This window comes from Ramlibacter sp. (assembly GCF_035554825.1).
Lineage (GTDB): Bacteria > Pseudomonadota > Gammaproteobacteria > Burkholderiales > Burkholderiaceae_C > Ramlibacter.
The window spans coordinates 1-21,629 of the sequence record NZ_DATMHS010000014.1 but is presented as its reverse complement, the minus strand read 5'-3'; the positions used below and the strand labels follow the sequence as shown (position 1 = coordinate 21,629).

Genomic DNA, 21,629 nt, shown 5'->3' with positions numbered 1-21,629 from the left:
GCCCGCAGCGCCATGGCCGCCGAAGCACCAACGCCCCGCCACATCCGGCTGACTTCGCACGCCGGCGGCTACGGCGCCCTGCCGCTGCGCTGGGGCGCGCCGACCGCGGCCGAGCGCGGCCCGGTCGTCGGCACCACCTCCGAGCGCAGCCATCGCAATGTGATCGGCACCCACAGCGGCTCGTACAGCGTGTACCGGGCGCTGGCCGTCGCCGCCGGCGCCCTCTCGCGGCAACACCGGGCCGACCTGACCAACACCGCGCCGACCGACCGGATCGGCCCGTATCCACAATGGACCGATGCGGCCAGGATCGTCAGCCTCGACCCCTGGGGCGCAGTGGTGTCGCAGGCGTTCACGGCCGAGCTGGCGGCGGGTTACGACATCCGTCCGACGATCGCCGTGACCAAGGCCCATGTCGTGCTGCCGGAGGTGATCGAGGGCCTGCAGGCGGGGCGGCTGAAGGCGGACGGCCAGGTGCTCACGGCCGGCGGCGCCGCGCTGGTGACCAAGGCGGCGATCGAGCCGGTGTGGTGGCTGCCGGGGGTGGCGGGGCGCTTCGGCTGCGCCGAGGCGGCGCTGCGGCGCGTGCTGTTCGAGGAGACCGGGGGCATGTATCCGGAACTCGTCACGCGCCCCGACATCGACGTCTTCCTGCCGCCGATCGGCGGCCAGACCGCCTACATCTTCGGCAATCCGCGCGACCTGGCCGACCCGCGGGTCGAACTGACGGCGCGCGTGCACGACGAGTGCAACGGCTCCGACGTGTTCGGCTCCGACATCTGCACCTGCCGCCCCTATCTGACGCATGCGATCGAGGAATGCATCCGGTGCGCGCAGCGCGGCGGCGTGGGCCTGGTGTGCTATTCGCGCAAGGAAGGCCGGGCGCTGGGCGAAGTGACCAAGTTCCTGGTCTACAACGCCCGCAAGCGCCAGGCCGGCGGCGACACGGCCGATCAGTACTTCGCGCGCACCGAATGCGTGGCCGGCGTGCAGGACATGCGCTTCCAGGAGCTGATGCCGGACGTGCTGCACTGGCTGGGCGTGCGCAAGATCCACCGGCTGGTCTCGATGAGCAACATGAAATACGACGCCATCGTCGGTGCTGGCATCGAGATCGGGCAGCGGGTGAACATTCCCGACGCGCTGATCCCCGAGGATGCCCGGGTCGAGATGAGCGCGAAGATGGCGGCGGGCTATTTCAGCCCTGGCCCGGCGCCCGATGCGCAGGCACTGAAGAACACCAGGGGCCGGAGGCTCGAACCATGAACAGCACCACGCTCGGCTCGCTCGAAGCCGAGGCCGAAGAAGCGGCGGCCCGGTTGCGCACGACCACCGCGATCCGCGAACGCGCGGCCCAGCTGCTGATGCGCGCGCGCGACGGCGAATCGTCCTGGTTCGTGGTCGACGAGGGCGCGCTCGACACTGCCGCCCGCGAGGTGGCCGACGCGACGCGGCGGCGCTATCCCAAGCTGCGCATCCCGCTGCACAGCCGCTGGCGCCACTTCGAAGCGGGCGGCGTGGACCGCCGGGCACAGCTCGAGCAACTGCTTGCCCACCTGCCGGCGCTGGCCCGCACCCACGCCCTGATCGACCTGACGGTGGTGAGCGTGCTGCTCGACGCGGGCGCCGGGCCCGACTGGAAATACGTCGACGCCGCCAGCGGCCAGACCTCCACCCGCTCGGAGGGACTGGCGGCGGCGAGCTACCACGCGTTCGTCGGCGGCCTGTTCTCCAGCGACCCCAAGCATCCGGCGCAGGCGGACGGCAACGGCTTGCGGGCGCTGGTCGGCGACCACCTGGCGGCCGCGTTCCAGGTGACCGAGTCCAACGCGATCCCGGGCTTCCAGGACCGCGTGATCCTGCTGCGGCGCCTGGGCGAGGTGATGCTGGAAGAGCCCGAGGTGTTCGGCGCCGAGGCCCGGCCAGCCGGCCTGTTCGACCTGGTCGCCGCGCCTTTCGGCGCCGCCGTGTCGCCCACGGCCGCGGTGAACGCGCACGACATCCTCTCGCAGCTGCTCTACAGCCTGTCGCCGATCTGGCCCAACGGCAATGCGATCGGCCAGTGCCCGCTCGGCGACTGCTGGCGCCATGCCGCGGTGCGCGGCGAGGGCCTGTCCGACGGCTGGATGCCGCTGCACAAGCTGTCGCAGTGGCTCACCTATTCGCTGATCGAGCCCTTCGCCTGGGGCGGCGTGCGGGTCCAGCACCTCGACGCGCTGACGGCGCTGCCCGAATACCGCAACGGCGGACTGCTGCTGGACACCGGCGTGCTGCGGCTGCGCGACGAAGCGGCGGCCGGCGAAATCTGGCACGCCGGAGATGAGATCATCGTGGAGTGGCGCGCGCTGACGGTGGCCCTGATGGACGAGGTGGCCGAGGGCGTGCGCCGGGAACTGAAAATGACGCCCGAGCAGCTGCCGCTGGCCTGCGTGCTGGAGGGCGGCAGCTGGGCGGCCGGACGCGAACTGGCGCAGCGCCGCCGCGGCGGCCTGCCGCCGCTGAACGTGGCGAGCGACGGGACCGTGTTTTGAATGACTGAAACTGGAAAAGAGCAAAGAGTGAGCAACGTTCATCTGATCGATCACCCGCTGGTGCAGCACAAGCTGACGCTGATGCGCAAGAAGGAGGCCAGCACCAACAGCTTCCGCCGCCTGCTCAACGAGCTGGCGATGCTGATGGCCTACGAGGTCACGCGCGACATGGCGATGCAGGACGTCGAGATCGAGACCCCGCTGGAGAAGATGAAGGCCAAGGTGATCGACGGCAAGAAGCTGGTGTTCGTGTCGATCCTGCGGGCCGGCACCGGCATCCTGGACGGCATGCTGAGCGTGGTGCCGGGCGCGCGGGTCGGCCACATCGGCCTGTACCGCGATCCCAAGACGCTGACGGCGGTGGAGTACTACTTCAAGATGCCGCAGGACATGCAGGAGCGCGACGTGGTGGTGGTCGACCCGATGCTGGCCACCGGCAACTCGGCGATCGCCGCCGTGGAGCGCCTCAAGGAGCTGCATCCCAAGTCGATCAAGTTCGTCTGCCTGCTGACCTGCCCCGAAGGCGTGGCCGCCATGCAGGCCGCGCATCCCGACGTGCCGATCTACACCGCGGCGATCGACCGCCAGCTCAACGAGCACGGTTACATCCTGCCGGGCCTGGGCGACGCCGGCGACCGCATCTTCGGCACCAAGTAGGGCCGCGCCGCTTTCCATGCCCTTTGCGAACACCATGCCGCGCCTCGTGGCCGCGGCAGTGCTGGCTGCGTGCGCGGCCGGCGCCCAGGCAGCGCCGTTCACGCCCGCCGCCGACACCGAGATCGTCGAACGCCTGCCGGCCGGCGCCACCGACCCGGCGGTGCGCCGCGTCGAATCGCTGCGCAAGCAGCTGGCCGCCCGTGCGAACGACCCGGCGCTGCGCCTGGAGATCGGCCGCCGCTACTTCGAGCTGGCCATGGCGCAGGGCGACCCGCGCTACGTCGGCTACGCCTCCGCCACCATCGCACCGCTGGCGCGGGCCACGCCCGACAGCGCCGGCTACTGGCTGCTGCGCGGCCTCATCCAGCAATACAGCCACGACTTCGGCGGCGCGCTGCAAAGCCTGCAGAAGGCCAGTGAGCTGGACCGGCAATCGCCCGAGCCGATCGCCTGGCAGGCCGCCATCGACATGGTGCAGGCGAAGTACGACGCCGCCCTGTCGGAGTGCACGCGGCTGGTGCCGCTGGCGCATCCGCTGCACGCGCAGGGCTGCACGGCCTACGTGCTGGCCAGCACGGGCCACCTGGCGCCGGCCGCCGCCGGCCTGGAGCGCGAACTCGCCGCGGCCAGCGACGCGCCGCCGGCGCTGCAACTGTGGGTCCGCACCCGGCTGGCCGAGATGGCGATCCGGCTGCGCCGCTTCGACGAGGCGCAGCGCCACTTCCAGGCGGCACTGCAACTGGGCATCACCGACCAGTTCCTGCTGGGCGCCTATGCCGATTTCCTGCTGCAGCAGCAGCGCCCGGCCGACGCGATCGCGCTGCTGGCGGACTGGGAGCGCTCGGACATCCTGCTGCTGCGGCTGGCGCTGGCCGGCCGGGCGGCCAACGACAAGCGGGCTGCCGGCTGGGCGGCGCAACTGCGCGATCGCTTCGACGCCGCGGCGCGCCGCGGCGACCGGCTGCACGAGCAGGAAGCCGCGCGCTTCGAACTGGACGTCGAGGGCCGGCCGGCCAAGGCGCTGGAGCTGGCTGCGCGCAACTACCAGGCGCAAAAGGAGCCGCGCGACGCGGCGATCCTGATGCGGGCGGCGCTCGCGGCCGGCCAACCGGCCGCCGCCAAGCCGGCGCTCGACTGGCTGCGGGCGAACAGGTACGAAGACCCGGTGCTGGAAGCGCTGGCCCAGCAGCTGGCGGCGAAAGGACCCAGGCAATGAAGCGCTGGCTCCTGCTGCTGGCCATGCTGCTGCCGCTGGCGGCGCTCGCGCACAAGCCGAGCGACAGCTATCTCACCCTGCGCGGCGCCGACCACAGCAGCGACATCGCCGTGCGCTGGGACATCGCGCTGCGCGACCTGGACTACGTGCTGGAGCTCGACCGCGACGGCAACGGCGCCCTCACCTGGGGCGAGGTGCGGCAACGGGCGGACGACATCACCCGCTATGCGACCAGCCACCTCGAGCTGTCCAGCGGCAACCAGGCCTGCCGGTGGAGCACGGCGCAGCCGATGATGCTGGACCGGCACAGCGACGGCACCTATGCCGTGCTGTCGCTGGCGGCCCGCTGTCCAGGCCTGGCCGCCGGGCTGCGGGCGCGGTATTCGCTGCTGTTCGACGTCGATCCCTCGCACCGCGGCCTGGTGCAGTGGATCGCCCCCGGCAGCGCCTCGTCGCAGCCCCTGATCTTCGGCACCGATTCGGCCGAGCAGTCGCTGGCCATGCAGCCGCAGGGCGCCTGGCAGACGCTCAAGCAGTACGTCACCGACGGGGTGTGGCACATCTGGATCGGCTACGACCACATCCTGTTCCTGCTGTCGCTGCTGCTGCCGGCCGTGCTGGTGCGCCAGCAGCGCCACTGGCGCGGCGCCGACCGCCTGGGCAGCGCCGTGCAGGACGTGGTGAAGGTGGTGACGGCCTTCACGCTGGCGCACTCGATCACCCTCAGCCTGGCGGCGCTGCAGGTGGTCAGCCTGCCCTCGCGCCTGGTCGAATCGGCGATCGCGGCCTCGGTGGTGTTCGCGGCCCTGAACAACCTGCGCGGCACGATCGAGGACCGGCGCTGGGTGATGGCGTTCGCCTTCGGCCTGATCCACGGCTTCGGTTTCGCCTCGGTGCTGGCGGACCTGGGCCTGCCGCAGAACGCACTGGTGCTGGCGCTGGTGGGCTTCAACGTCGGCGTGGAACTGGGCCAGCTGGCCATCGTGGCCGCGTTCCTGCCGATTGCGTTTGCCTTGCGCGACACGCCGTTCTATCGTTTCGGCGTGCTCAAGATCGGCTCGCTCGCCGTCGCCGGCATCGCGGCCTGGTGGTTCGCGCAGCGCGCGTTCGATCTCTGAGGCCAGACCGGCCCGTGCCCTGGAGGAGTCCATGCTCGACCTGCTGATCAGCAACTGCGCCCTGCCCGACGGCCGCACCGGCATGGGCGTGGCGGTCCAGGACGGAACGATCGCCGCCATCGCGCCGCAGTTCGAGGCGCCGGCCCGCGAGACCCTGGACGCCGGGGGCTACCTGCTGTCGCCGCCATTCTGCGATCCGCACTTCCACATGGATTCGGTGCTCACCCACGGCCGGCCGCGGGTCAACCAAAGCGGCACGCTGCTCGAAGGCATCGCCCTGTGGGGCGAGCTGAAGCCGTCGCTGACGGCGCAGGACATCGCCGACCGGGCCCTGGCCTACTGCGACTGGGCGGTCGCGCGCGGCCTGCTCGCGATCCGCAGCCACGTCGACACCAGCGACCCAAGCCTGCTGGCGGTCGAGGCGCTGCTGGACGTCCGGCGCCGCGTGGCGCCGTCCATCGATCTGCAGCTGGTCGCGTTTCCGCAGGACGGCGTGCTGCGCACCAGGGCCGGCGTCGACAACCTGCGGCGCGCCCTGGATCTCGGCGTCGACGTGGTCGGCGGCATCCCGCATTTCGAGCGGACCATGAGCGAAGGTGCCGCCAGCGTCAGGCTGCTGTGCGAGATCGCGGCCGAGCGCGGCAAGCTGGTCGACATGCACTGCGACGAGACCGACGATCCGCTGTCGCGCCACATCGAGACGCTGGCTTTCGAGGCGCAGCGCCTCGGCCTGCAGGGGCGCGTGACCGGTTCGCACTGCACCTCCATGCACAGCATGGACAACGACTACGCCGGCAAGCTGCTGCCGCTGATCGCCGAGAGCGGCGTGAGCATCGTCGCCAATCCGCTGATCAACATCACCTTGCAGGGCCGGCGCGACAGCTATCCGAAGCGCCGCGGCATGACGCGTGTGCCGCAGCTGATGGACGCCGGCGTCACCGTCGCCTTCGGGCATGACTGCGCGCCGGACCCGTGGTACGGCCTGGGGTCCGGCGACATGCTGGAAGTCGCGCACATGGGACTGCACGTGGCCCAGATGACCAGCCAGGCCGGCATCCGCGCCTGCTACGAGGCGGTGACCGGCAACGCCGCCAAGGTGATGCACCTGGAACGCTACGGCCTGGCGCCCGGCTGCGACGCGAGCTTCGTGCTGCTGCAGGCGCGTGACCCCGTCGAAGCGATCCGGCTGCGCGCCAACCGCCTGAAGGTGTGGCGCCAGGGCAAGCTGCTGGCCGAGACGGCGCCGCTGGTGACGACCCTGCACCTCGCCGGCCGGCCGCCGGCGGTGCGGCCCGGCGAGATCCGCCGCTAGCAGATCCGGCCCGGCGCGACGGCCGGGCGCGGATCGACCCGCCCTATCCCGCCCCGCAGCACTTCTTGTATTTCTTGCCGCTGCCGCAGGGGCAGGGATCGTTGCGGCCGGGCTCCGGCGGCTTGCGGATGGTTTGGACCGGCGTGCCCAGGCTCTTCCACAGACTGCGCAGGTCGTACACGGCCCAGATGGCGGCGCCGAAATCGTTCAGCCGCACCTCGCTGACGCTGGGCGGACCGTCCTCGGCGAACATCGACACGCTCGGCGGGTGGCCGTCGTCGGCGGCGAGCCGCACGATCGCGCCCAGCGCGTCGTCCAGCATCCTGGCCGCCTCGGCGTTGCGCGGCGGCTGCCAATCCTCGGGCCAGGTCTCGACGGCATACATGAAGCCGAGCGCCCACACCTGCCCATACGAGGGCAGCGTCGCCAGGTCGGTGTCGCCGCGCTCCGATTCCGGCAGCGCCAGCACGGCGCCGCGCGTGTCCAGCACCTCGGGATGGTAGGTGCGGTCGTCCTCCAGCCGCTCCACCGGAGCGTCCAGTGCCGCCTGCACCTCGGCCCAGCGCCGCTTCCAGCGCCAGACGAACTCCATGCATTCCATCGGGTTGAACCCGTCGCCCAGCAGCACCGGCCAGTACTCTTCGGGCGGCACGGCGCGGCGCGCGCAGACCAGCGCGGCCAGGAAGCCCTCGCAGAACTCCCATTGCGGCACTTCAGGATCGTGCTCGCGCAGCGCGTCGAGCTCCGCGTCCTGGGCGTCGAAGTCGTCGGGACCCAGCGGTTCGTGGCCGGGCGCCGCAAGGCCGGCCGCCGAGCTTTCAGGGGGGGTGGATGCATTCATGAACCGGCGATTGTGCCTCGCGCCCGCGCCCCGGCTACCATCGGCGTTTCCGTTTCGAACGAGCGCCGACAATGAAGAACGCATGGATGCTCCCGCTGCTGGCCGCCCTCGCCGGCTGCGCCACCCCCACCGCAGCGCCGGTCCTCGGCACCCGCCCCAGCTACCTGGAATCGGTCACGGCGGACGTGCCCAACGGCGCCGCGCTGCGCCATCGCATCTGGACGCCGGCCCTGGACGAAGGCTACGTGCCGCAGGGGCTCACCAGCGCCGGCGCCCACCTCTTCGTCAGCAGCTACAAGCCCACGCCCGACCTGAAGGCCAACACCGGCCCGTGCCGCGTGTTCCGCATCGAGATCGCCAGCGGCACGATCGCCGGCCACTTCGACATTCCGCCCGGCACCTGCACCCACTCGGGCGGCATGGCCTACCTCGGCCAGGGCAAGCTGTTCCTGGCGGATACGCGTGCCCTGTTCCTCATCGACGTCGACAAGGCGCTGGCCTCCGGCACCTCCGCCGGCGCGTCGAAGTCGATCAAGATTACCGGCGAGCTGCGCGGCTCGTACGCGACCTTCGACGGCAAGGACCCCTGGATCGGCACCTGGACCAAGGAGCAGCCGAAGGCCCGCATGTTCCGCCTGGACCAGCGCCTGTTCGACGAGTTCGACGGCCAGACGGTGCGGGAAAACCGCGCCGCAGAATCGATCCCGGTGCCGCTCGAAGCGCAAGGCGCGGCGTTCGACAAGGCCGGCAACCTGTGGGTCTCGGCCAGCAACGGCCAGTGGGGCAAGCTCTATCGCCTGGATCGCCAAGGCGCGGTGAAGGCGGCGTACGACATGGTGGCCGGGCTCGAAGACCTGACCGTCGACGAGGCCGGCCGCCTGTGGGGCCTGTCCGAATCCGGCACGCGCAAATACCTCCACTGGCCGACGCGCTTCCCGCACATCTTCCAGATCGATCCCGCCAGGCTGAAATAGACGCTGCCCCGGTGCCAGCCGACGCCCAGGCTACGCCGGCCGCACCGCCTCGGCGCTGAAGCCCGCGTCGGCCCAGGCGCTGGCGCTGGCCCGGCTCAGCCTGAACGAAGGCGCGACCCGCGCCTGGCCCAGCAGTTCGCCCGCCGCATCGACGGCGCGCAACAGCGCCGTCGGATGCTCGTCGTCGGGTTCGATGTCGAGCGAGATCGTCACCCGGCCGGCGCCATGGGCGATCGCGATGCTCTGGTGCAGCGCGGCCTGCAGCTGCTGCTCGGAGCGGCGCACGAACTCGCTCGCGGTCTTCACCAGCGTGTTGAACGCCGACGAATCCAGCGGCTTCGGATTCTTCTTGTCGCGCCCCATGGTCCAGGGGCCGACCAGCGCCGGCTCGGTCCGGCCGTCCGGCGTCATGGCGACGGCCCAGCCGTCGTCGTCTTCGTTCTTGACGACCCGGGCCGTCCAGCCGTTGGCGCGCCACAGGCGCGGTTCCTGGATCTTCTCGCCGTGGTCTTCGATCTCGGTCATTGCATTCGTGTGGAGGTTTCGCGCGCAGTGTACCGAGCGATGCGACGGCGCCTGCCCGCCCCGGCGCGGCACCGGAGCCGCCGGCGGCCCGGTGCGGTATGGTTCGGCCATGAAGATCGAGGACCTCAGGCACAGGCTGCGCGCCGCCGGCGCCGGCGCCACGCACGCGGCGCGCGTGCTGCGGCTGTGGTCGCAGGCGCTGCCGCAGGACAGCGGTCGCCGCCGGATCGAGGACTTCCTGCCGCTGCCGCTGCGCGCCGCCCTGCCCGGCATCGCGGCGGAACTCGAGGCGCTGGCGCGGCTGCAGTCGGCCCATCCGGCCGCCGACGGTTCCGAGCGGCTGCTGGTGGCGCTGGCCGACGGCCAGACGGTCGAAAGCGTGCTGTTGCCGCGCGGCGGCCTGTGCATCTCGTCGCAGGTGGGCTGCGCCGTCGGCTGCGTGTTCTGCATGACCGGCCAGGGCGGCCTGGTGCGGCAACTGGGCAGCGCCGAAATGGTGGCGCAGGTCGCGCTCGCACGGCGCCGGCGCGCGGTGAAGAAGGTGGTCTTCATGGGCATGGGCGAGCCGGCCCACAACCTGGACAACGTGCTCGAAGCGATCGACCTGCTGGGCACGGTCGGCAACATCGGGCACAAGAACCTGGTGTTCTCCACCGTCGGCGATCCGCGCGTGTTCGAGCGCCTGCCGCAGGGCCGGGTCAAACCCGCGCTGGCGATTTCGCTGCACACGACCAACGACCAGCTGCGCGAGCGCCTGCTGCCGCGGGCGCCTCGCATGACCGCCGAGGAACTGGTGGCCGCCGGCGAACGCTACGCCCGCAGCACCGGCTATCCGATCCAGTACCAGTGGACGCTGCTGCAAGGCATCAACGACGGCCCCGACGAACTCGACGGCATCGTCCGGCTGCTGGCCGGCACCTACGGGGTGCTCAACATGATCCCCTACAACGCCGTTGACGGGCTGGCGTTCAGTCGCCCCGCCTCGGAGCGCGCAGCGGCCATCGCCCGGGAACTGCACCGGCGCGGGGTGCTGACCAAATTGCGGCAGTCGGCCGGCCAGGACGTCGAAGGCGGCTGCGGGCAATTGCGGGCACGGGCGGCGCAGCAAGCGGGCCAGGGTTGGGACGGGTCCGGCGCGAAAGTCGTCGCGATGCCGCCGCTGCGGCGCGGCGCTGGCGCCTGACGGCGCCGGCCTTCAGCGGCGCTTGCCTTCCAGCAGCTTCACCAGCGCCCACAGCACCCGGTTCGCCGGGGTGGCGATGCCCAGCGCCTGGCCACGCCGCACGATCAGGCCGTTGAGGTAGTCGATCTCGGTCGGCTTGTGCCGCGCCAGATCCTGCGCCGTCGACGAATACTGGGTCGGCATGGTCTCGACCAGCTGGCGAACCACCGCGTGCATGTCGCCTGGCACCTGCACGCGCTCGGCCGCTGCGACGGCGAGGCACTCGTCGACGACATCGCGCATGACCTCGGGAATGCCGACGCCGCGCACGTTCTCGCCGTAGGGCCGCTGGGCGATGGCGGAGACGGCGTTGTAGGCGCAGTTGATGATCAGCTTGGCCCACAGCGCGCCGCGCACGTTGTCCGAGACTTCGGTAGGCACGCCGGCGGCGGCGAGCGCCCGGGCCGCCTCCTCGCTGCGCTGCGACGGCTCGATCACCAGTTCGCCCCGCCCGTGGTGCCTGACGTGGCCGGCGCCGGCCATCTCGGTGGCGACGTAGACGACCGCGGCGGCCACCTGCGCCGGCGGCAGCAGCTCGCGCAGCCGATCGGCATTGTCGACGCCGTTCTGCAGGCACAGCACCAGCGTGGCCGCGCCCAGGTGCGGTCGCAGTTGCTCGCCGGCGGCTTCGGTGTGAGTCGACTTGACGCAAAACAGGACCAGGTCGGCGCCCCGGACGGCGCTGGCGTCCGTGCTGGCGGCCAGCCGCACCCGCTCGTCGAAGGTCCTGGTCTGCATGCGGAGCCCGTCGCGGCCGATCGCCTGGACATGCTCGGGCCGGGCGATCAGGGTCACCTGATGCCCGGCGCGGGCGAGCATGCCGCCGAAGTAGCAGCCGACGGCTCCCGCCCCCATGACGGCGACGCGGAGCTGGTTGGTGGGTGGGGTGTGGTTCATGGTGGTCTGGTCTGCGGTCAGCGGTGCGCCGAGGAACCATTCTAGAAACCAGCCGATAATCCCGGCCGCAATGCATGTCGTAACGAGTGACGAAGAAACGCGCCGGACTGGTCCTGCCGTCGGCGGCCGATGACGGCGTGGCAGACCGTCGGTTTTCTCGCCTGCGTGGCGATCGCCACCTCGGCGCAGCGCATGACGGGATTCGCGCTGGCGCTGGTGCTGCTCGGCCTCACCAGCCTGTTCCATCTGGCGCCGCTGCCGGACGTCGCCAACGTGGCGATGGTGCTCTCGCTGGCGAATGCCGCGGTCGCCCTGCGCACCATGAGCCAGTCGCTGGACTGGGCGGTGCTGCGGGCCACGGTGGCCGGCAGCCTGCTGGGCGTGGGCGTGGGCGTCGCCCTGCTCGGCTGGCTCGACGCCGGCCTGGTGGTGGTCCTGCGCCTGCTGCTGGGCCTGGTGATCATCGGCTGCGCGCTGGTCGTCCTGATGCGCACCCGGCCGCTGGCGCAGCGTTCCTCCCGGCTGTCGTTCGGCGGCTTCGGCTTTCTGTCGGGCGTGCTGGGCGGGCTGTTTTCGGCCTCCGGCCCGCCGCTGGTCTACCAGTTCTACCGCCAGCCGATGGACCTGGACGCGGTGCGCGACACGCTGCTGTGCACGCTGGCGGTCGGCTCGCTGCTGCGGCTGCTGATCGTGGTGCCGGCCGGCCAGTTCAGCGCCCGCTCGCTCATGCTGTGCGTGCTGGCGGTGCCGCTCACGATGGCGGTCACGTGGTGGTTCCAGCGGCACCCGTCGCGCTGGCCGCGCGCCGCGGTGCTCAAGCTCGTGGCGGGGCTGCTGTTCGTGACGGGCGCGGGGCTGGTGGGCCCGTCGCTGCAGACGCTGGCGGCGCGGTTCCTCGGCTGAATCCGGGCGGCGGCCCTCGATAATCGGCGGACCATGGCGTACGTGGACTTATCGCGCGACCCGGCGGCACTGCAGCGGATCTTCGTCTCGTTGGAACTGGCCGGACCGGAGGAAACCGTCACCGGCGTGGCGCTCGCCGGCGGCGTGTCGTCGGGCATCTACCGCGTCGACCTGCGCTCGGGCAGCTACTGTCTCAAGCAGGCGCTGCCGAAGCTGAAGGTCGCCAAGGAATGGAACGTGCCGGTGGAGCGCGTCTTCGCCGAGATCGAGTGGCTGCGGACGGTGCACCGCATCGCGCCGGGACAGGTGCCGCGGGTGCTCGGCCAGGACGATGCCAGCAAGAGCTTCGTCATGGAGTTCCTCGGCCCCGGCTACCGACACTGGAAATCCGAACTGCTGGCCGGGCGCATCGACATCGAGTCAGCCCGGGGCACGGGCCACCTGCTCGGGCGGATCCACGGGGCCACGGCGGACCGGCCGGAGCTGGCGCTGCGCTTCGCCACCGACGCGAACTTCGACGCGATCCGGCTCGAGCCGTACCTGGCCGAGACCGCCCGGGCGCACCCGGCGCTGGCCGACCGCCTGCTCGCCCTGGTGGCGCGCACGGCCGCGACCCGGCGCGTGCTGGTGCACGGCGACGTCAGCCCCAAGAACATCCTGATCGGCCCGACGGGTCCGGTGCTGCTGGACGCCGAATGCGCGTGGTTCGGCGACCCGGCGTTCGACCTCGCGTTCTGCCTCAATCATTTGCTGCTGAAAGCGGCGCACATGCCGCGCCAGGCCGGCGGCTTCATGGCGAGCTATCGCGCCTTGGCCGCCGCGTATCTCGAGCACGTACGCTGGGAGCCGGCGGCGGCGCTCGATGCGCGCGCGGCGGCGCTGCTGCCCGGGCTCGCGCTGGCCCGGGTGGACGGCAAGTCGCCGGTCGAATATCTCGGCGCATCGGTGCGCGATGCGGTGCGCCGCGCTACCGTGCCGCTGGTGCGGCGGGCGCCGGCGAGCCTGGAAGCACTCGCCTCGTCCTGGAACAAGGAATTCGCCATATGAAGATCAAGCGCATCGCGGCGCGCCGCATCTGGGATTCGCGCGGCCGCCCGACGGTCGAAGTGGAAGTGACCAACGAGGACGGCACCGGCGGGCTGGGGATCGCGCCGGCCGGCGCGTCGCGCGGCACGCGCGAGGCGGTGGAACTGCGCGATGGCGGCGAGCGATTCCGGGGCCTGGACGTGCAAGCGGCATTGCGCGGCATCGAGCGCGAGATCGCGCCGGCGCTGCTGGGTCACGAGGTCTCGGACCAAGCGGCGATCGACGCCGCGCTGATCCAGCTCGACGGCACCGGCACCAAGTCGCGGCTGGGCGGCAATGCGCTGATCGCCACCTCGCTGGCGGTGCTGCACGCGGCCGCCGCGCACGCCCGCCAGCCGCTGTGGCGCTACCTCGCCCAGGGGCGCACGGTGCAACTGCCGCTGCCGCAGATCCAGATCTTCGGCGGCGGCGCGCACGCCGGCCGGCGCGTCGACATCCAGGACTTCATGGTGATCGCCACCGCCGCCAGGTCGTTCGGCGAGGCGCTGGAAATGACCGCCGAGGTGTACCGCGCGGCTGGCGAGCTGATGGCGGCCCGCGGCGCGCTCGCCGGCGTGGCGGACGAAGGCGGCTGGTGGCCAAGCTTCGCGCGCAACGAGGACGCGCTGGACACGCTGGTCACGGCGATCGAGCAGGCCGGCTTCGTGCCGGGCGAACAGGTGGCGATCGCGCTGGACGTCGCGGCATCCGAATTCGGCCAGCACGGCCGCTACCGGCTGGCGCTGGAGAACCAGGAGCTGGATTCGGACGCGATGTGCGAGCGGCTGGTCGGCTGGATCGATCGCTACCCGATCGTCTCGATCGAGGATCCGCTGGCCGAGGACGACGAGGCCGGGCTGGTGGCGTTCACGCGAGCCGTGGGCGGCCGGGTGCAGGTGGTCGGCGACGACTATCTGGTGACGAGTGCCGATCGCGTGCGCGCCGCGGCTGCGCTCGGCGCCTGCAATGGCGTGCTGATCAAGCCGAACCAGGCCGGGACGGTGACCCAGACGCGCGAGGCGCTCGACGCGGCGAAGGACGCCGGCTACGCCACCATCGTCTCGGCCCGCTCCGGCGAGACCGAGGACGTGGCCATCGTGCACCTGGCGACCGGCTGGAATGCCGGCCAGTTGAAGGTGGGTTCCTTCGCCCGGTCCGAGCGCATGGCCAAGTGGAACGAAGGCATCCGGATCGAGGGTCGGCCCGGGGCGCCGGCCGGATTCGCGGGCAGGCAGGCCCTGGGCGGGCGCCGGCCATGAGCCGGCGCCCGCCCGGCGTCGACTGTGCATGGTGAACGCATGAACTACTGGCTGATGAAATCCGAACCGGCCGAATGCTCCGTCGCCGACGCGCTGGCGGCGCCGGACGCCACGGTGCCGTGGGTCGGCGTGCGCAACTACCAGGCGCGCAACTTCATGCGCGACGCGATGCGCGTGGGCGACGGCGTGCTGTTCTATCACTCGAGCTGCGCGGAGCCCGGCATCGTCGGCATCGCCCGCGTGGCCTCCGCGGCCCGTCCCGATCCGACCCAGTTCGATCCCAACTCGCCGTACCACGACGCGGCGTCCACACCCGAATCGCCGCGCTGGCTGCTGGTGGACGTGCAGGTGCTGCGCAAGATCCCGACGCTGACGCTGCCACGGCTGCGCGCGGATCCGGCACTGGCCGAGCTGCTGGTGCTGCGCAAGGGCAACCGGCTGTCGATCACGCCGGTCGAGCCGCGGCACTGGGACACGATCCTGCGGCTTGCGGACGCGGAGGCAGCAGCATCGCGCACGTGAAAAAGCCCGGCTTGGCCGGGCTTTTTCTTGCTGAACCGGCTCCGCCGGCAGTGCGGCGATCCCGGTGCGAACCGCTTACTGGTTGTCCGACGAGATTTCCTCCGGCTCCGGCTTGGCGCGGCCTTCCTTCTTCGGCAGGGGCTGGATGTCCAGCATCACCTCGGAGGTGACGACGCCCTTGTCGTCCGTCTTGTCCTCGATGTCCACCGTGAGGCGGCCACCCTCGGTCAGCCGGCCGAACAGCAGCTCGTCGGCCAGGGCCCGGCGGATGGTGTCCTGGATCAGCCGCTGCATCGGCCGCGCGCCCATCAGCGGATCGAAGCCCTTCTTGGCCAGGTGCTTGCGCAACTGGTCGGTGAAGGTGACTTCCACCTTCTTCTCGGCCAGCTGCTGCTCCAGGACCAGCAGGAACTTGTCGACCACGCGCAGGATGACCTGCTCGTCCAGCGACTTGAAGCTGACGATCGCGTCCAGGCGGTTGCGGAACTCCGGCGTGAACAGCCGCTTGATGTCGGCCATCTCGTCGCCGGCTTCATGCACGTTGGTGAAGCCCATCACCGCCTTGTTCAGCGACTCGGCGCCCGCGTTGGTCGTCATGATGATGATGACGTTGCGGAAGTCCGCCTTGCGGCCGTTGTTGTCCGTCAGCGTGCCGTGGTCCATCACCTGCAGCAGCACGTTGAAGATGTCCGGATGCGCCTTCTCGATCTCGTCGAGCAGCAGCACCGCGTGCGGCTTCTTGCTGATCGCCTCGGTGAGCAGGCCGCCCTGGTCGAAGCCGACGTAGCCCGGCGGCGCGCCGATCAGGCGGCTCACGGCATGGCGCTCCATGTACTCGGACATGTCGAAGCGGATCAGCTCGATGCCCATGATGTAGGCGAGCTGCTTGGCCGCTTCGGTCTTGCCGACGCCGGTGGGACCGGAGAACAGGAACGAGCCGATCGGCTTGTCGCCCTTGCCCAGGCCCGAGCGCGCCATCTTGACGGCGCCGGCCAGCACTTCCAGGGCCTTGTCCTGGCCGAACACCACGCTCTTCAAGTCGCGCTCGAGGTTCTGCAGCTTGCCGCGGTCGTCGTTGGACACGTTGGCCGGCGGAATGCGGGCGATCTTGGCCACGATCTCCTCGACCTCGGTCTTGGAAATCGTCTTCTTGCGCTTGTTCACGGGCAGGATGCGCTGGGCGGCGCCGGCCTCGTCGATCACGTCGATGGCCTTGTCCGGCAGGTGCCGGTCGTTGATGTATTTCGCCGAGAGCTCCGCCGCCGCCTGCAGGGCGTTGGCCGCGTACTTCACGCTGTGGTGCTCCTCGAAACGCGACTTGAGGCCCTTGAGGATCTCGATCGTCTCCTGCACGCTCGGCTCCACCACGTCCACCTTCTGGAAGCGCCGCGAGAGGGCCGCGTCCTTCTCGAAGATGCCGCGGTACTCGGTGAACGTCGTCGCCCCGATGCACTTGAGCGTGCCCGAGCTGAGCGCGGGCTTGAGCAGGTTGGACGCGTCCAGCGTGCCGCCCGACGCCGCGCCGGCGCCAATCAGCGTGTGGATCTCGTCGATGAACAGGATCGCGTTGGGCTTGTCCTTGAGGGACTTGAGCACGCCCTTCAGGCGCTGCTCGAAATCGCCGCGGTACTTGGTGCCGGCCAGCAGCGCGCCCATGTCCAGCGAGTACACGTTCGACTCGGCCAGGATCTCGGGCACTTCCTTCTGCACGATGCGCCAGGCCAGGCCTTCGGCGATCGCGGTCTTGCCCACGCCGGCCTCGCCCACCAGCAGCGGGTTGTTCTTGCGCCGGCGGCACAGGATCTGGATCACGCGCTCGACCTCGTACTCGCGGCCGATCAGCGGATCGATCTTGCCGTCCTTGGCCGCCTGGTTCAGGTTCTGCGTGAACTGCTCCAGGGGCGAGGCCTTCTCGTTCTTCTCGCCGCCGTCCTCGCCCTCGGGCGCGCCCGGCTCGCCGCCCTTGGCCGGCTCCGGCGGGTCGCTCTTCTTGATGCCGTGGGCGATGAAGTTCACCACGTCCAGGCGCGTCACGCCCTGCTGGTGGAGGTAATAGACGGCGTGCGAATCCTTCTCGCCGAAGATCGCCACCAGCACGTTGGCGCCGGTGACTTCCTTCTTGCCGTTGCCGGTGGACTGCACGTGCATGATCGCGCGCTGGATGACGCGCTGGAAGCCCAGCGTCGGCTGGGTGTCCACGTCGTCCGTCCCCGCGACCTGCGGCGTGTTGTCCTTGATGAAGTTGGAAAGCGACTTGCGCAGATCGTCGATGTTGGCCGAGCACGCGCGCAGCACTTCCGCCGCGCTGGGATTGTCCAGCAGGGCGAGCAGCAGGTGTTCCACGGTGATGAACTCGTGCCGCTGTTGCCGTGCCTCCACGAACGCCATGTGGAGGCTGACTTCCAGTTCCTGGGCAATCATGAGATTTCCTTTTGCCTTGCTACTACTACTTTAAATCGGTTCGACCCGGCTTTACTCAACCGGTTCACTCATACATTGCAGGGGATGCCCCGCTTGACGGGCCGCCTCCTGCACCTGCTCGACCTTCGTGGCGGCGACGTCCCGCGAGTACACGCCGCAAATGCCTTTGCCGTCCAGGTGGATCTTCAGCATGATCTGTGTCGCAGTCTCCCGGTCCTTGTTGAAGAATTCCTGAATGATGACCACCACGAACTCCATGGGGGTGTAGTCATCGTTCAGCATCACCACCTGATACATCTGCGGCGGCTTGGTTTTCTGGGTCTTGCGCTCGACCACCACGGCCCCGCCGTCGTCGTCCTTCGTGCGAGGAGCGACAGGTGCCGGAACGGGTGGTTTACTGGCCATGAAATTCATTCTATCGAGGGGGGTTCCGCGCTGCAGCCTTCCAGTGACTTGGTGCCACATGCGTCACATTCAAGCGACAGGCGGGCGCGCCGTGCCAGCTATTTTCGGCAGTTGCTGCCAGCGTTTTTCGGCAGCGCGAATCGCGCCCCGCCGCCAGGGCCCGCGCTCCGCATGACGGCCGAAAACTTTAGTATGTGAAATTATTGACACAAACCTCACGAACATCGACACTTGGGCCAGTCAAGAGGGAAAACAAGGGGCCGAGGTTATGGCGACCGGTACTGTCAAGTGGTTCAACGACGCGAAGGGCTTCGGTTTCATCGAGCCCGACGGTGGCGGCGCGGACGTGTTCGCGCATTTCTCCGCCATCGCGATGGAGGGCTTCAAGACGCTGAAGCAGGGCTCGCGCGTCACGTTCGACATCACTGAAGGGCCGAAGGGCCAGCTGGCCCAGAACATCCACACCACCGAGGTGGCGGCAGCCCCGCCGCAACCGATCGCCACCCAGCCGGCAGCTGACCGGCCGGGACGGCACTCCAAGGTACGCGCGCCCCAGTTCCATGCCTCCGGGCATCCGGACCCGGCCACCAAGTAGCCCCCCAGCAACGAACGGGCCGCCCGCCGGCGGCTCCCACCCCAGCCGCCCACCGGGCGGCTTTGCCTTGTCTGGCGGACGCCATCTTGCGCCACCGGGACCGGAGGCGCCACGCCACGGCGCAAAAGCCGCGCCGGCGGCATGGCTGCGTCAAAGAAAAAGCCGCCCGAGGGCGGCTTCGTTTCCGGGGTCGGACTCCGGCCGCGGCCGGGACCGCGTCGCCGGGCGCGACGTCACATGTTTTCGATCATCACCTGGCCGAAACCGGAGCAGCTCACCTGCGTCGCGCCGTCCATCAGGCGGGCGAAGTCGTAGGTGACCTTCTTGGACGCGATGGATTTTTCCATCGAGCTGATGATCAGGTCCGCCGCTTCCTTCCAGCCCATGTGGCGCAGCATCATCTCGGCCGACAGGATTTCGGAGCCGGGGTTCACGTAGTCCTTGCCCGCGTACTTCGGCGCCGTGCCGTGGGTGGCTTCGAACATGGCGACCGTGTCGCTCAGGTTGGCGCCGGGGGCGATGCCGATGCCGCCGACCTGCGCGGCCAGCGCGTCGGAGATGTAGTCGCCATTGAGGTTCAGCGTGGCGATGACGCTGTACTCGGCCGGGCGCAGCAGGATCTGCTGCAGGAAGGCGTCGGCGATCACGTCCTTGACGATGATCTCGTTGCCCGTCTTCGGATTCTTGAACTTGCACCACGGGCCGCCGTCGATCTCCACCGCGCCGAATTCCTTCTGCGCCAGCTCGTAGCTCCAGTCGCGGAAGCCCCCTTCCGTGAACTTCATGATGTTGCCCTTGTGCACGATCGTCACGCTGGGCTTGTCGTTGTCGATCGCGTACTGGATCGCCTTGCGCACCAGGCGCGTCGTGCCTTCCTTGGAGACCGGCTTGATGCCGATGCTGGAAGTGTTTGGGAAACGGATCTTCTTGACGCCCATTTCCTCGATCAGGAACTTGACCATCTTCTTGGCCTTGTCGGTCTCGGCCTCCCACTCGATGCCGGCGTAGATGTCTTCCGAGTTCTCGCGGAAGATGACCATGTTGGTCTTCTCGGGCGCCTTCACCGGCGAGGGCACGCCGCGGAAGTACTGGATCGGGCGCAGGCAGACGTACAGGTCGAGCTCCTGACGCAGCGCGACGTTCAGCGAGCGGATGCCGCCACCGACCGGCGTCGTCAGCGGGCCCTTGATCGACACCACGTACTCGCGCGCGGCCTGCAGGGTCTCCTCGGGCAGCCACACGTCGGGCCCGTAGACCTTGGTCGATTTCTCGCCGGCGTAGATCTCCATCCAGTGGATCTTCTTCTTGCCGCCGTAGGCCTTCGCCACCGCCGCGTCCACCACCTTCAGCATCACCGGCGTGATGTCGAAGCCGGTGCCGTCGCCCTCGATGTACGGGATGACCGGCTGGTCCGGCACGTTGAGCGACATGTCCTTGTTGACGGTGATCTTCTCGCCCTGGGCGGGGACCTTGATGTGCTGGTACATGGGGAAAACTTCTCCGGAATGGATAGGAAGGGGTGTTCGCGCGGCGGCAAACCGAAGGAATTCTACCGGCGAAAGAGCGGGCATCCCGCCAAAACCAGCCCGCGCCGGCGCTGGCGCCGGGCGGGTTGTTGATGCTCGTCAAGCGCCCCGCACCGGGGTGGCCCGGGGCCGAGCAGCGGCGTGTCAACCGTTGTGCCCCGGGGAACGTTTCGAAGGGGCCTTCCGAAACGCTGGAGGGAATTTTCGAAAATCAGCCCCAACACCTGAAAGGATCTCCATCATGACCAAACTCCTCGCCGCCCTGGTCGCGTCGTTCTTCGCCATCGGCGCCGCGTTCGCGCAGGCTCCGGCGCCCGCTGCCGCCGCCTCCGCACCCGTCGCCAAGGCCGAAAAGCCGGCGAAGGCCGAAAAGAAGGCCAAGGCCAAGAAGTCCACCAAGAAGGCCGCCAAGAAGGCCGAAGAGAAGAAGTCCTGATCTCTCGCCGCTTCGCGACCGATGCCCGCGCCAGCGGGCATTTTTGTTGGCGGCCACAATAGACGCATGAAGTTCAGCCACCTCCTGTTTTCCCTCGCCGCGGCCGCCGCGGCGTTGCCGGCCGCCGCGCAGGAAGCGCAGATGAACCTGCCGCGCGTCAAGCTGGGCGCCGGCATGCACCAGATCGACGCGCAGGTCGCCCACACACCCGACCAGCGCATGACCGGGCTCATGTTCCGCAAGGACATGCCGCAGCACGAAGGCATGCTGTTCGTGTTCGAGCAGCCTTCGCAGCAGTGCTTCTGGATGCGCAACACGCTGCTGCCGCTGACGGCCGCCTTCGTGGCCGACGATGGCACCATCGTGAATCTCGAGGACATGAAGCCGCAGACGGATGATTCGCACTGCTCGGCCAAGCCGGTGCGCTACGTGCTGGAGATGAACCAGGGCTGGTTCGCGAAGAAGGGCATCAAGCCCGGCGCCAGACTCACCGGCGCGCCCTTCCGATGAAAGAAAGGCCCGCGCGTGCGGGCCTTTCTCGTGGTGGAGCGCGGCCGATCAGCCGAAGTTCTTCTGCGCGAAGTCCCAGTTCACCAGCTTGTCGAAGAAGGTCTCGACGTATTTCGGCCGCAGGTTGCGGTAGTCGATGTAGTACGCATGTTCCCACACGTCCACGGTCAGCAGCGCGCGGTCGGCGGTGGTCAGCGGCGTGCCGGCGGCGCCGGTGTTGACGATGTCCACGCTGCCGTCAGGCTTGCGCACCAGCCACGTCCAGCCCGAGCCGAAGTTACCGACCGCCGACTTGACGAAGGCCTCCTTGAAGGCCTGGTAGCTGCCCCACTTGGTGGCGATGGCCTGCGCCAGCGGCCCGGTGGGCTCGCCGCCGCCAGCCGGCTTCATGCAGTTCCAGAAGAAGGTGTGGTTCCAGACCTGGGCCGAGTTGTTGTAGATGCCGCCGGAGGACTTCTTGACGATCTCCTCGAGCGTCATGTTCTCGAATTCGGTGCCCTTCTGCAGATTGTTGAGGTTCACCACGTACGCGTTGTGGTGCTTGCCGTGGTGGTACTCCAGCGTCTCCTTCGAGTAGTGGGGCGCGAGGGAGTCGATCGGGTACGGCAGCGGGGGCAGGATGTGTTCCATGGTGTTTCCTCTCTTGGTGTGTCTGCGAGAGGCCGATTCTATGAACTATTGCGCGGCGATGTGA

At 69.4% G+C, this 21,629-nt stretch carries 22 protein-coding genes; 15 read left to right on the top strand and 7 right to left on the bottom strand.

Features of this window, described 5'->3' with window-relative positions:
• The first annotated feature begins 12 nt into the window (after positions 1 to 12).
• Genes VNT59_RS01305 through VNT59_RS01280 form a run of 6 tightly spaced genes read left to right on the top strand, consistent with a single transcriptional unit; the run spans position 13 to position 6,834 of the window.
• On the top strand, positions 13 to 1,266 hold the full coding sequence (locus VNT59_RS01305; RefSeq protein WP_325495850.1) for a GTP cyclohydrolase II: 1,254 nt from the start codon (positions 13 to 15) through the stop codon (positions 1,264 to 1,266).
• On the top strand, positions 1,263 to 2,531 hold the full coding sequence (locus tag VNT59_RS01300; RefSeq protein ID WP_325495848.1) for a URC4/urg3 family protein: 1,269 nt from the start codon (positions 1,263 to 1,265) through the stop codon (positions 2,529 to 2,531). Before VNT59_RS01305 ends, VNT59_RS01300 begins: the two co-directional genes overlap by 4 nt.
• A gap of 27 nt (positions 2,532 to 2,558) precedes the next feature.
• Positions 2,559 to 3,188, top strand: a complete 630-nt coding sequence (gene upp, locus VNT59_RS01295) for a uracil phosphoribosyltransferase (RefSeq protein WP_325495846.1) — start codon at positions 2,559 to 2,561, stop codon at positions 3,186 to 3,188.
• A gap of 16 nt (positions 3,189 to 3,204) precedes the next feature.
• On the top strand, positions 3,205 to 4,404 hold the full coding sequence (locus tag VNT59_RS01290; RefSeq protein ID WP_325495844.1) for a hypothetical protein: 1,200 nt from the start codon (positions 3,205 to 3,207) through the stop codon (positions 4,402 to 4,404).
• Entirely contained in the window at positions 4,401 to 5,522 is a 1,122-nt protein-coding gene (locus tag VNT59_RS01285; RefSeq protein WP_325495842.1) for a HupE/UreJ family protein, read from the top strand. The genes VNT59_RS01290 and VNT59_RS01285 overlap by 4 nt, the downstream gene beginning before the upstream one ends.
• Positions 5,523 to 5,553: 31 nt before the next feature.
• Positions 5,554 to 6,834, top strand: a complete 1,281-nt coding sequence (locus VNT59_RS01280) for an amidohydrolase family protein (RefSeq protein ID WP_325495840.1) — start codon at positions 5,554 to 5,556, stop codon at positions 6,832 to 6,834.
• Between the two features lie 43 nt (positions 6,835 to 6,877).
• On the opposite strand, the gene VNT59_RS01275 is transcribed toward VNT59_RS01280, so the two are convergent.
• Positions 6,878 to 7,675 carry a YecA family protein gene (locus VNT59_RS01275; RefSeq protein ID WP_325495838.1) on the bottom strand — a complete coding sequence of 266 codons (798 nt, stop codon included), beginning with the start codon at positions 7,673 to 7,675 and terminating at the stop codon, positions 6,878 to 6,880.
• 71 nt (positions 7,676 to 7,746) lie between these two features.
• Between VNT59_RS01275 and VNT59_RS01270 the strand changes: the two genes are divergently transcribed.
• Positions 7,747 to 8,649: a hypothetical protein gene (locus VNT59_RS01270; protein WP_325495836.1), complete on the top strand. Its 903-nt coding sequence runs from the start codon at positions 7,747 to 7,749 to the stop codon at positions 8,647 to 8,649.
• 30 nt (positions 8,650 to 8,679) lie between these two features.
• On the opposite strand, the gene VNT59_RS01265 is transcribed toward VNT59_RS01270, so the two are convergent.
• Positions 8,680 to 9,174: a hypothetical protein gene (locus tag VNT59_RS01265; protein WP_325495834.1), complete on the bottom strand. Its 495-nt coding sequence runs from the start codon at positions 9,172 to 9,174 to the stop codon at positions 8,680 to 8,682.
• Between the two features lie 109 nt (positions 9,175 to 9,283).
• On the opposite strand from VNT59_RS01265, the gene VNT59_RS01260 reads away from it, so the two are divergent.
• Positions 9,284 to 10,357, top strand: a complete 1,074-nt coding sequence (locus VNT59_RS01260; RefSeq protein ID WP_325495832.1) for an RNA methyltransferase — start codon at positions 9,284 to 9,286, stop codon at positions 10,355 to 10,357.
• Positions 10,358 to 10,369: 12 nt separating this feature from the next.
• On the opposite strand, the gene VNT59_RS01255 is transcribed toward VNT59_RS01260, so the two are convergent.
• Positions 10,370 to 11,293: a 2-dehydropantoate 2-reductase gene (locus VNT59_RS01255; RefSeq protein WP_325495830.1), complete on the bottom strand. Its 924-nt coding sequence runs from the start codon at positions 11,291 to 11,293 to the stop codon at positions 10,370 to 10,372.
• Between the two features lie 129 nt (positions 11,294 to 11,422).
• On the opposite strand from VNT59_RS01255, the gene VNT59_RS01250 reads away from it, so the two are divergent.
• The 4 genes from VNT59_RS01250 to VNT59_RS01235 are packed head-to-tail and all read left to right on the top strand — an operon-like array spanning position 11,423 to position 15,042.
• A complete protein-coding gene (locus tag VNT59_RS01250) occupies positions 11,423 to 12,196 on the top strand; it encodes a TSUP family transporter (protein ID WP_325495828.1) in 774 nt (257 codons plus the stop codon).
• Positions 12,197 to 12,229: 33 nt separating this feature from the next.
• Positions 12,230 to 13,243 (top strand): aminoglycoside phosphotransferase family protein, encoded by a 1,014-nt coding sequence (locus VNT59_RS01245; protein ID WP_325495826.1) that lies wholly within the window; start codon positions 12,230 to 12,232, stop codon positions 13,241 to 13,243.
• A complete protein-coding gene (eno, locus tag VNT59_RS01240) occupies positions 13,240 to 14,520 on the top strand; it encodes a phosphopyruvate hydratase (RefSeq protein WP_325495824.1) in 1,281 nt (426 codons plus the stop codon). The genes VNT59_RS01245 and eno overlap by 4 nt, the downstream gene beginning before the upstream one ends.
• 39 nt (positions 14,521 to 14,559) lie before the next feature.
• Positions 14,560 to 15,042, top strand: coding sequence for an EVE domain-containing protein (locus VNT59_RS01235; RefSeq protein ID WP_325495822.1), 483 nt, complete (start codon positions 14,560 to 14,562; stop codon positions 15,040 to 15,042).
• Between the two features lie 75 nt (positions 15,043 to 15,117).
• Here the strand turns inward: VNT59_RS01235 and clpA are convergent, their stop codons facing one another.
• Positions 15,118 to 17,463 carry an ATP-dependent Clp protease ATP-binding subunit ClpA gene (clpA, locus tag VNT59_RS01230; protein ID WP_325495820.1) on the bottom strand — a complete coding sequence of 782 codons (2,346 nt, stop codon included), beginning with the start codon at positions 17,461 to 17,463 and terminating at the stop codon, positions 15,118 to 15,120.
• 51 nt (positions 17,464 to 17,514) lie between these two features.
• The gene (gene clpS, locus VNT59_RS01225; protein WP_325495818.1) at positions 17,515 to 17,877 is read right to left on the bottom strand and encodes an ATP-dependent Clp protease adapter ClpS; all 363 of its coding nucleotides are present in this window, start codon (positions 17,875 to 17,877) and stop codon (positions 17,515 to 17,517) included.
• A gap of 259 nt (positions 17,878 to 18,136) precedes the next feature.
• On the opposite strand from clpS, the gene VNT59_RS01220 reads away from it, so the two are divergent.
• Positions 18,137 to 18,463, top strand: coding sequence for a cold-shock protein (locus VNT59_RS01220; RefSeq protein WP_325495816.1), 327 nt, complete (start codon positions 18,137 to 18,139; stop codon positions 18,461 to 18,463).
• Positions 18,464 to 18,696: 233 nt separating this feature from the next.
• On the opposite strand, the gene icd is transcribed toward VNT59_RS01220, so the two are convergent.
• On the bottom strand, positions 18,697 to 19,950 hold the full coding sequence (gene icd / locus VNT59_RS01215) for an NADP-dependent isocitrate dehydrogenase (RefSeq protein ID WP_325495814.1): 1,254 nt from the start codon (positions 19,948 to 19,950) through the stop codon (positions 18,697 to 18,699).
• 280 nt (positions 19,951 to 20,230) lie between these two features.
• On the opposite strand from icd, the gene VNT59_RS01210 reads away from it, so the two are divergent.
• Positions 20,231 to 20,425, top strand: a complete 195-nt coding sequence (locus tag VNT59_RS01210; RefSeq protein ID WP_325495812.1) for a hypothetical protein — start codon at positions 20,231 to 20,233, stop codon at positions 20,423 to 20,425.
• Between the two features lie 66 nt (positions 20,426 to 20,491).
• Entirely contained in the window at positions 20,492 to 20,935 is a 444-nt protein-coding gene (locus VNT59_RS01205; RefSeq protein WP_325495810.1) for a DUF192 domain-containing protein, read from the top strand.
• A gap of 48 nt (positions 20,936 to 20,983) precedes the next feature.
• Here the strand turns inward: VNT59_RS01205 and VNT59_RS01200 are convergent, their stop codons facing one another.
• Entirely contained in the window at positions 20,984 to 21,565 is a 582-nt protein-coding gene (locus VNT59_RS01200) for a superoxide dismutase (RefSeq protein ID WP_325495808.1), read from the bottom strand.
• Between the last annotated feature and the right edge of the window lie 64 nt (positions 21,566 to 21,629).

What these genes read in the sequence shown, in the direction of transcription:
- VNT59_RS01305 (WP_325495850.1), top strand. Translation starts at nt 13, where the DNA reads ATGGCCGCCGAAGCACCAACGCCCCGCCACATCCGGCTGACTTCGCAC.
- VNT59_RS01300 (WP_325495848.1), top strand. Translation starts at nt 1,263, where the DNA reads ATGAACAGCACCACGCTCGGCTCGCTCGAAGCCGAGGCCGAAGAAGCG.
- VNT59_RS01290 (WP_325495844.1), top strand. Translation starts at nt 3,205, where the DNA reads ATGCCCTTTGCGAACACCATGCCGCGCCTCGTGGCCGCGGCAGTGCTG.
- VNT59_RS01285 (WP_325495842.1), top strand. Translation starts at nt 4,401, where the DNA reads ATGAAGCGCTGGCTCCTGCTGCTGGCCATGCTGCTGCCGCTGGCGGCG.
- VNT59_RS01280 (WP_325495840.1), top strand. Translation starts at nt 5,554, where the DNA reads ATGCTCGACCTGCTGATCAGCAACTGCGCCCTGCCCGACGGCCGCACC.
- VNT59_RS01275 (WP_325495838.1), bottom strand. Translation starts at nt 7,675, where the DNA reads ATGAATGCATCCACCCCCCCTGAAAGCTCGGCGGCCGGCCTTGCGGCG.
- VNT59_RS01270 (WP_325495836.1), top strand. Translation starts at nt 7,747, where the DNA reads ATGAAGAACGCATGGATGCTCCCGCTGCTGGCCGCCCTCGCCGGCTGC.
- VNT59_RS01265 (WP_325495834.1), bottom strand. Translation starts at nt 9,174, where the DNA reads ATGACCGAGATCGAAGACCACGGCGAGAAGATCCAGGAACCGCGCCTG.
- VNT59_RS01260 (WP_325495832.1), top strand. Translation starts at nt 9,284, where the DNA reads ATGAAGATCGAGGACCTCAGGCACAGGCTGCGCGCCGCCGGCGCCGGC.
- VNT59_RS01255 (WP_325495830.1), bottom strand. Translation starts at nt 11,293, where the DNA reads ATGAACCACACCCCACCCACCAACCAGCTCCGCGTCGCCGTCATGGGG.
- VNT59_RS01250 (WP_325495828.1), top strand. Translation starts at nt 11,423, where the DNA reads ATGACGGCGTGGCAGACCGTCGGTTTTCTCGCCTGCGTGGCGATCGCC.
- VNT59_RS01245 (WP_325495826.1), top strand. Translation starts at nt 12,230, where the DNA reads ATGGCGTACGTGGACTTATCGCGCGACCCGGCGGCACTGCAGCGGATC.
- eno (WP_325495824.1), top strand. Translation starts at nt 13,240, where the DNA reads ATGAAGATCAAGCGCATCGCGGCGCGCCGCATCTGGGATTCGCGCGGC.
- VNT59_RS01235 (WP_325495822.1), top strand. Translation starts at nt 14,560, where the DNA reads ATGAACTACTGGCTGATGAAATCCGAACCGGCCGAATGCTCCGTCGCC.
- clpA (WP_325495820.1), bottom strand. Translation starts at nt 17,463, where the DNA reads ATGATTGCCCAGGAACTGGAAGTCAGCCTCCACATGGCGTTCGTGGAG.
- clpS (WP_325495818.1), bottom strand. Translation starts at nt 17,877, where the DNA reads ATGAATTTCATGGCCAGTAAACCACCCGTTCCGGCACCTGTCGCTCCT.
- VNT59_RS01220 (WP_325495816.1), top strand. Translation starts at nt 18,137, where the DNA reads ATGGCGACCGGTACTGTCAAGTGGTTCAACGACGCGAAGGGCTTCGGT.
- icd (WP_325495814.1), bottom strand. Translation starts at nt 19,950, where the DNA reads ATGTACCAGCACATCAAGGTCCCCGCCCAGGGCGAGAAGATCACCGTC.
- VNT59_RS01210 (WP_325495812.1), top strand. Translation starts at nt 20,231, where the DNA reads ATGACCAAACTCCTCGCCGCCCTGGTCGCGTCGTTCTTCGCCATCGGC.
- VNT59_RS01205 (WP_325495810.1), top strand. Translation starts at nt 20,492, where the DNA reads ATGAAGTTCAGCCACCTCCTGTTTTCCCTCGCCGCGGCCGCCGCGGCG.
- VNT59_RS01200 (WP_325495808.1), bottom strand. Translation starts at nt 21,565, where the DNA reads ATGGAACACATCCTGCCCCCGCTGCCGTACCCGATCGACTCCCTCGCG.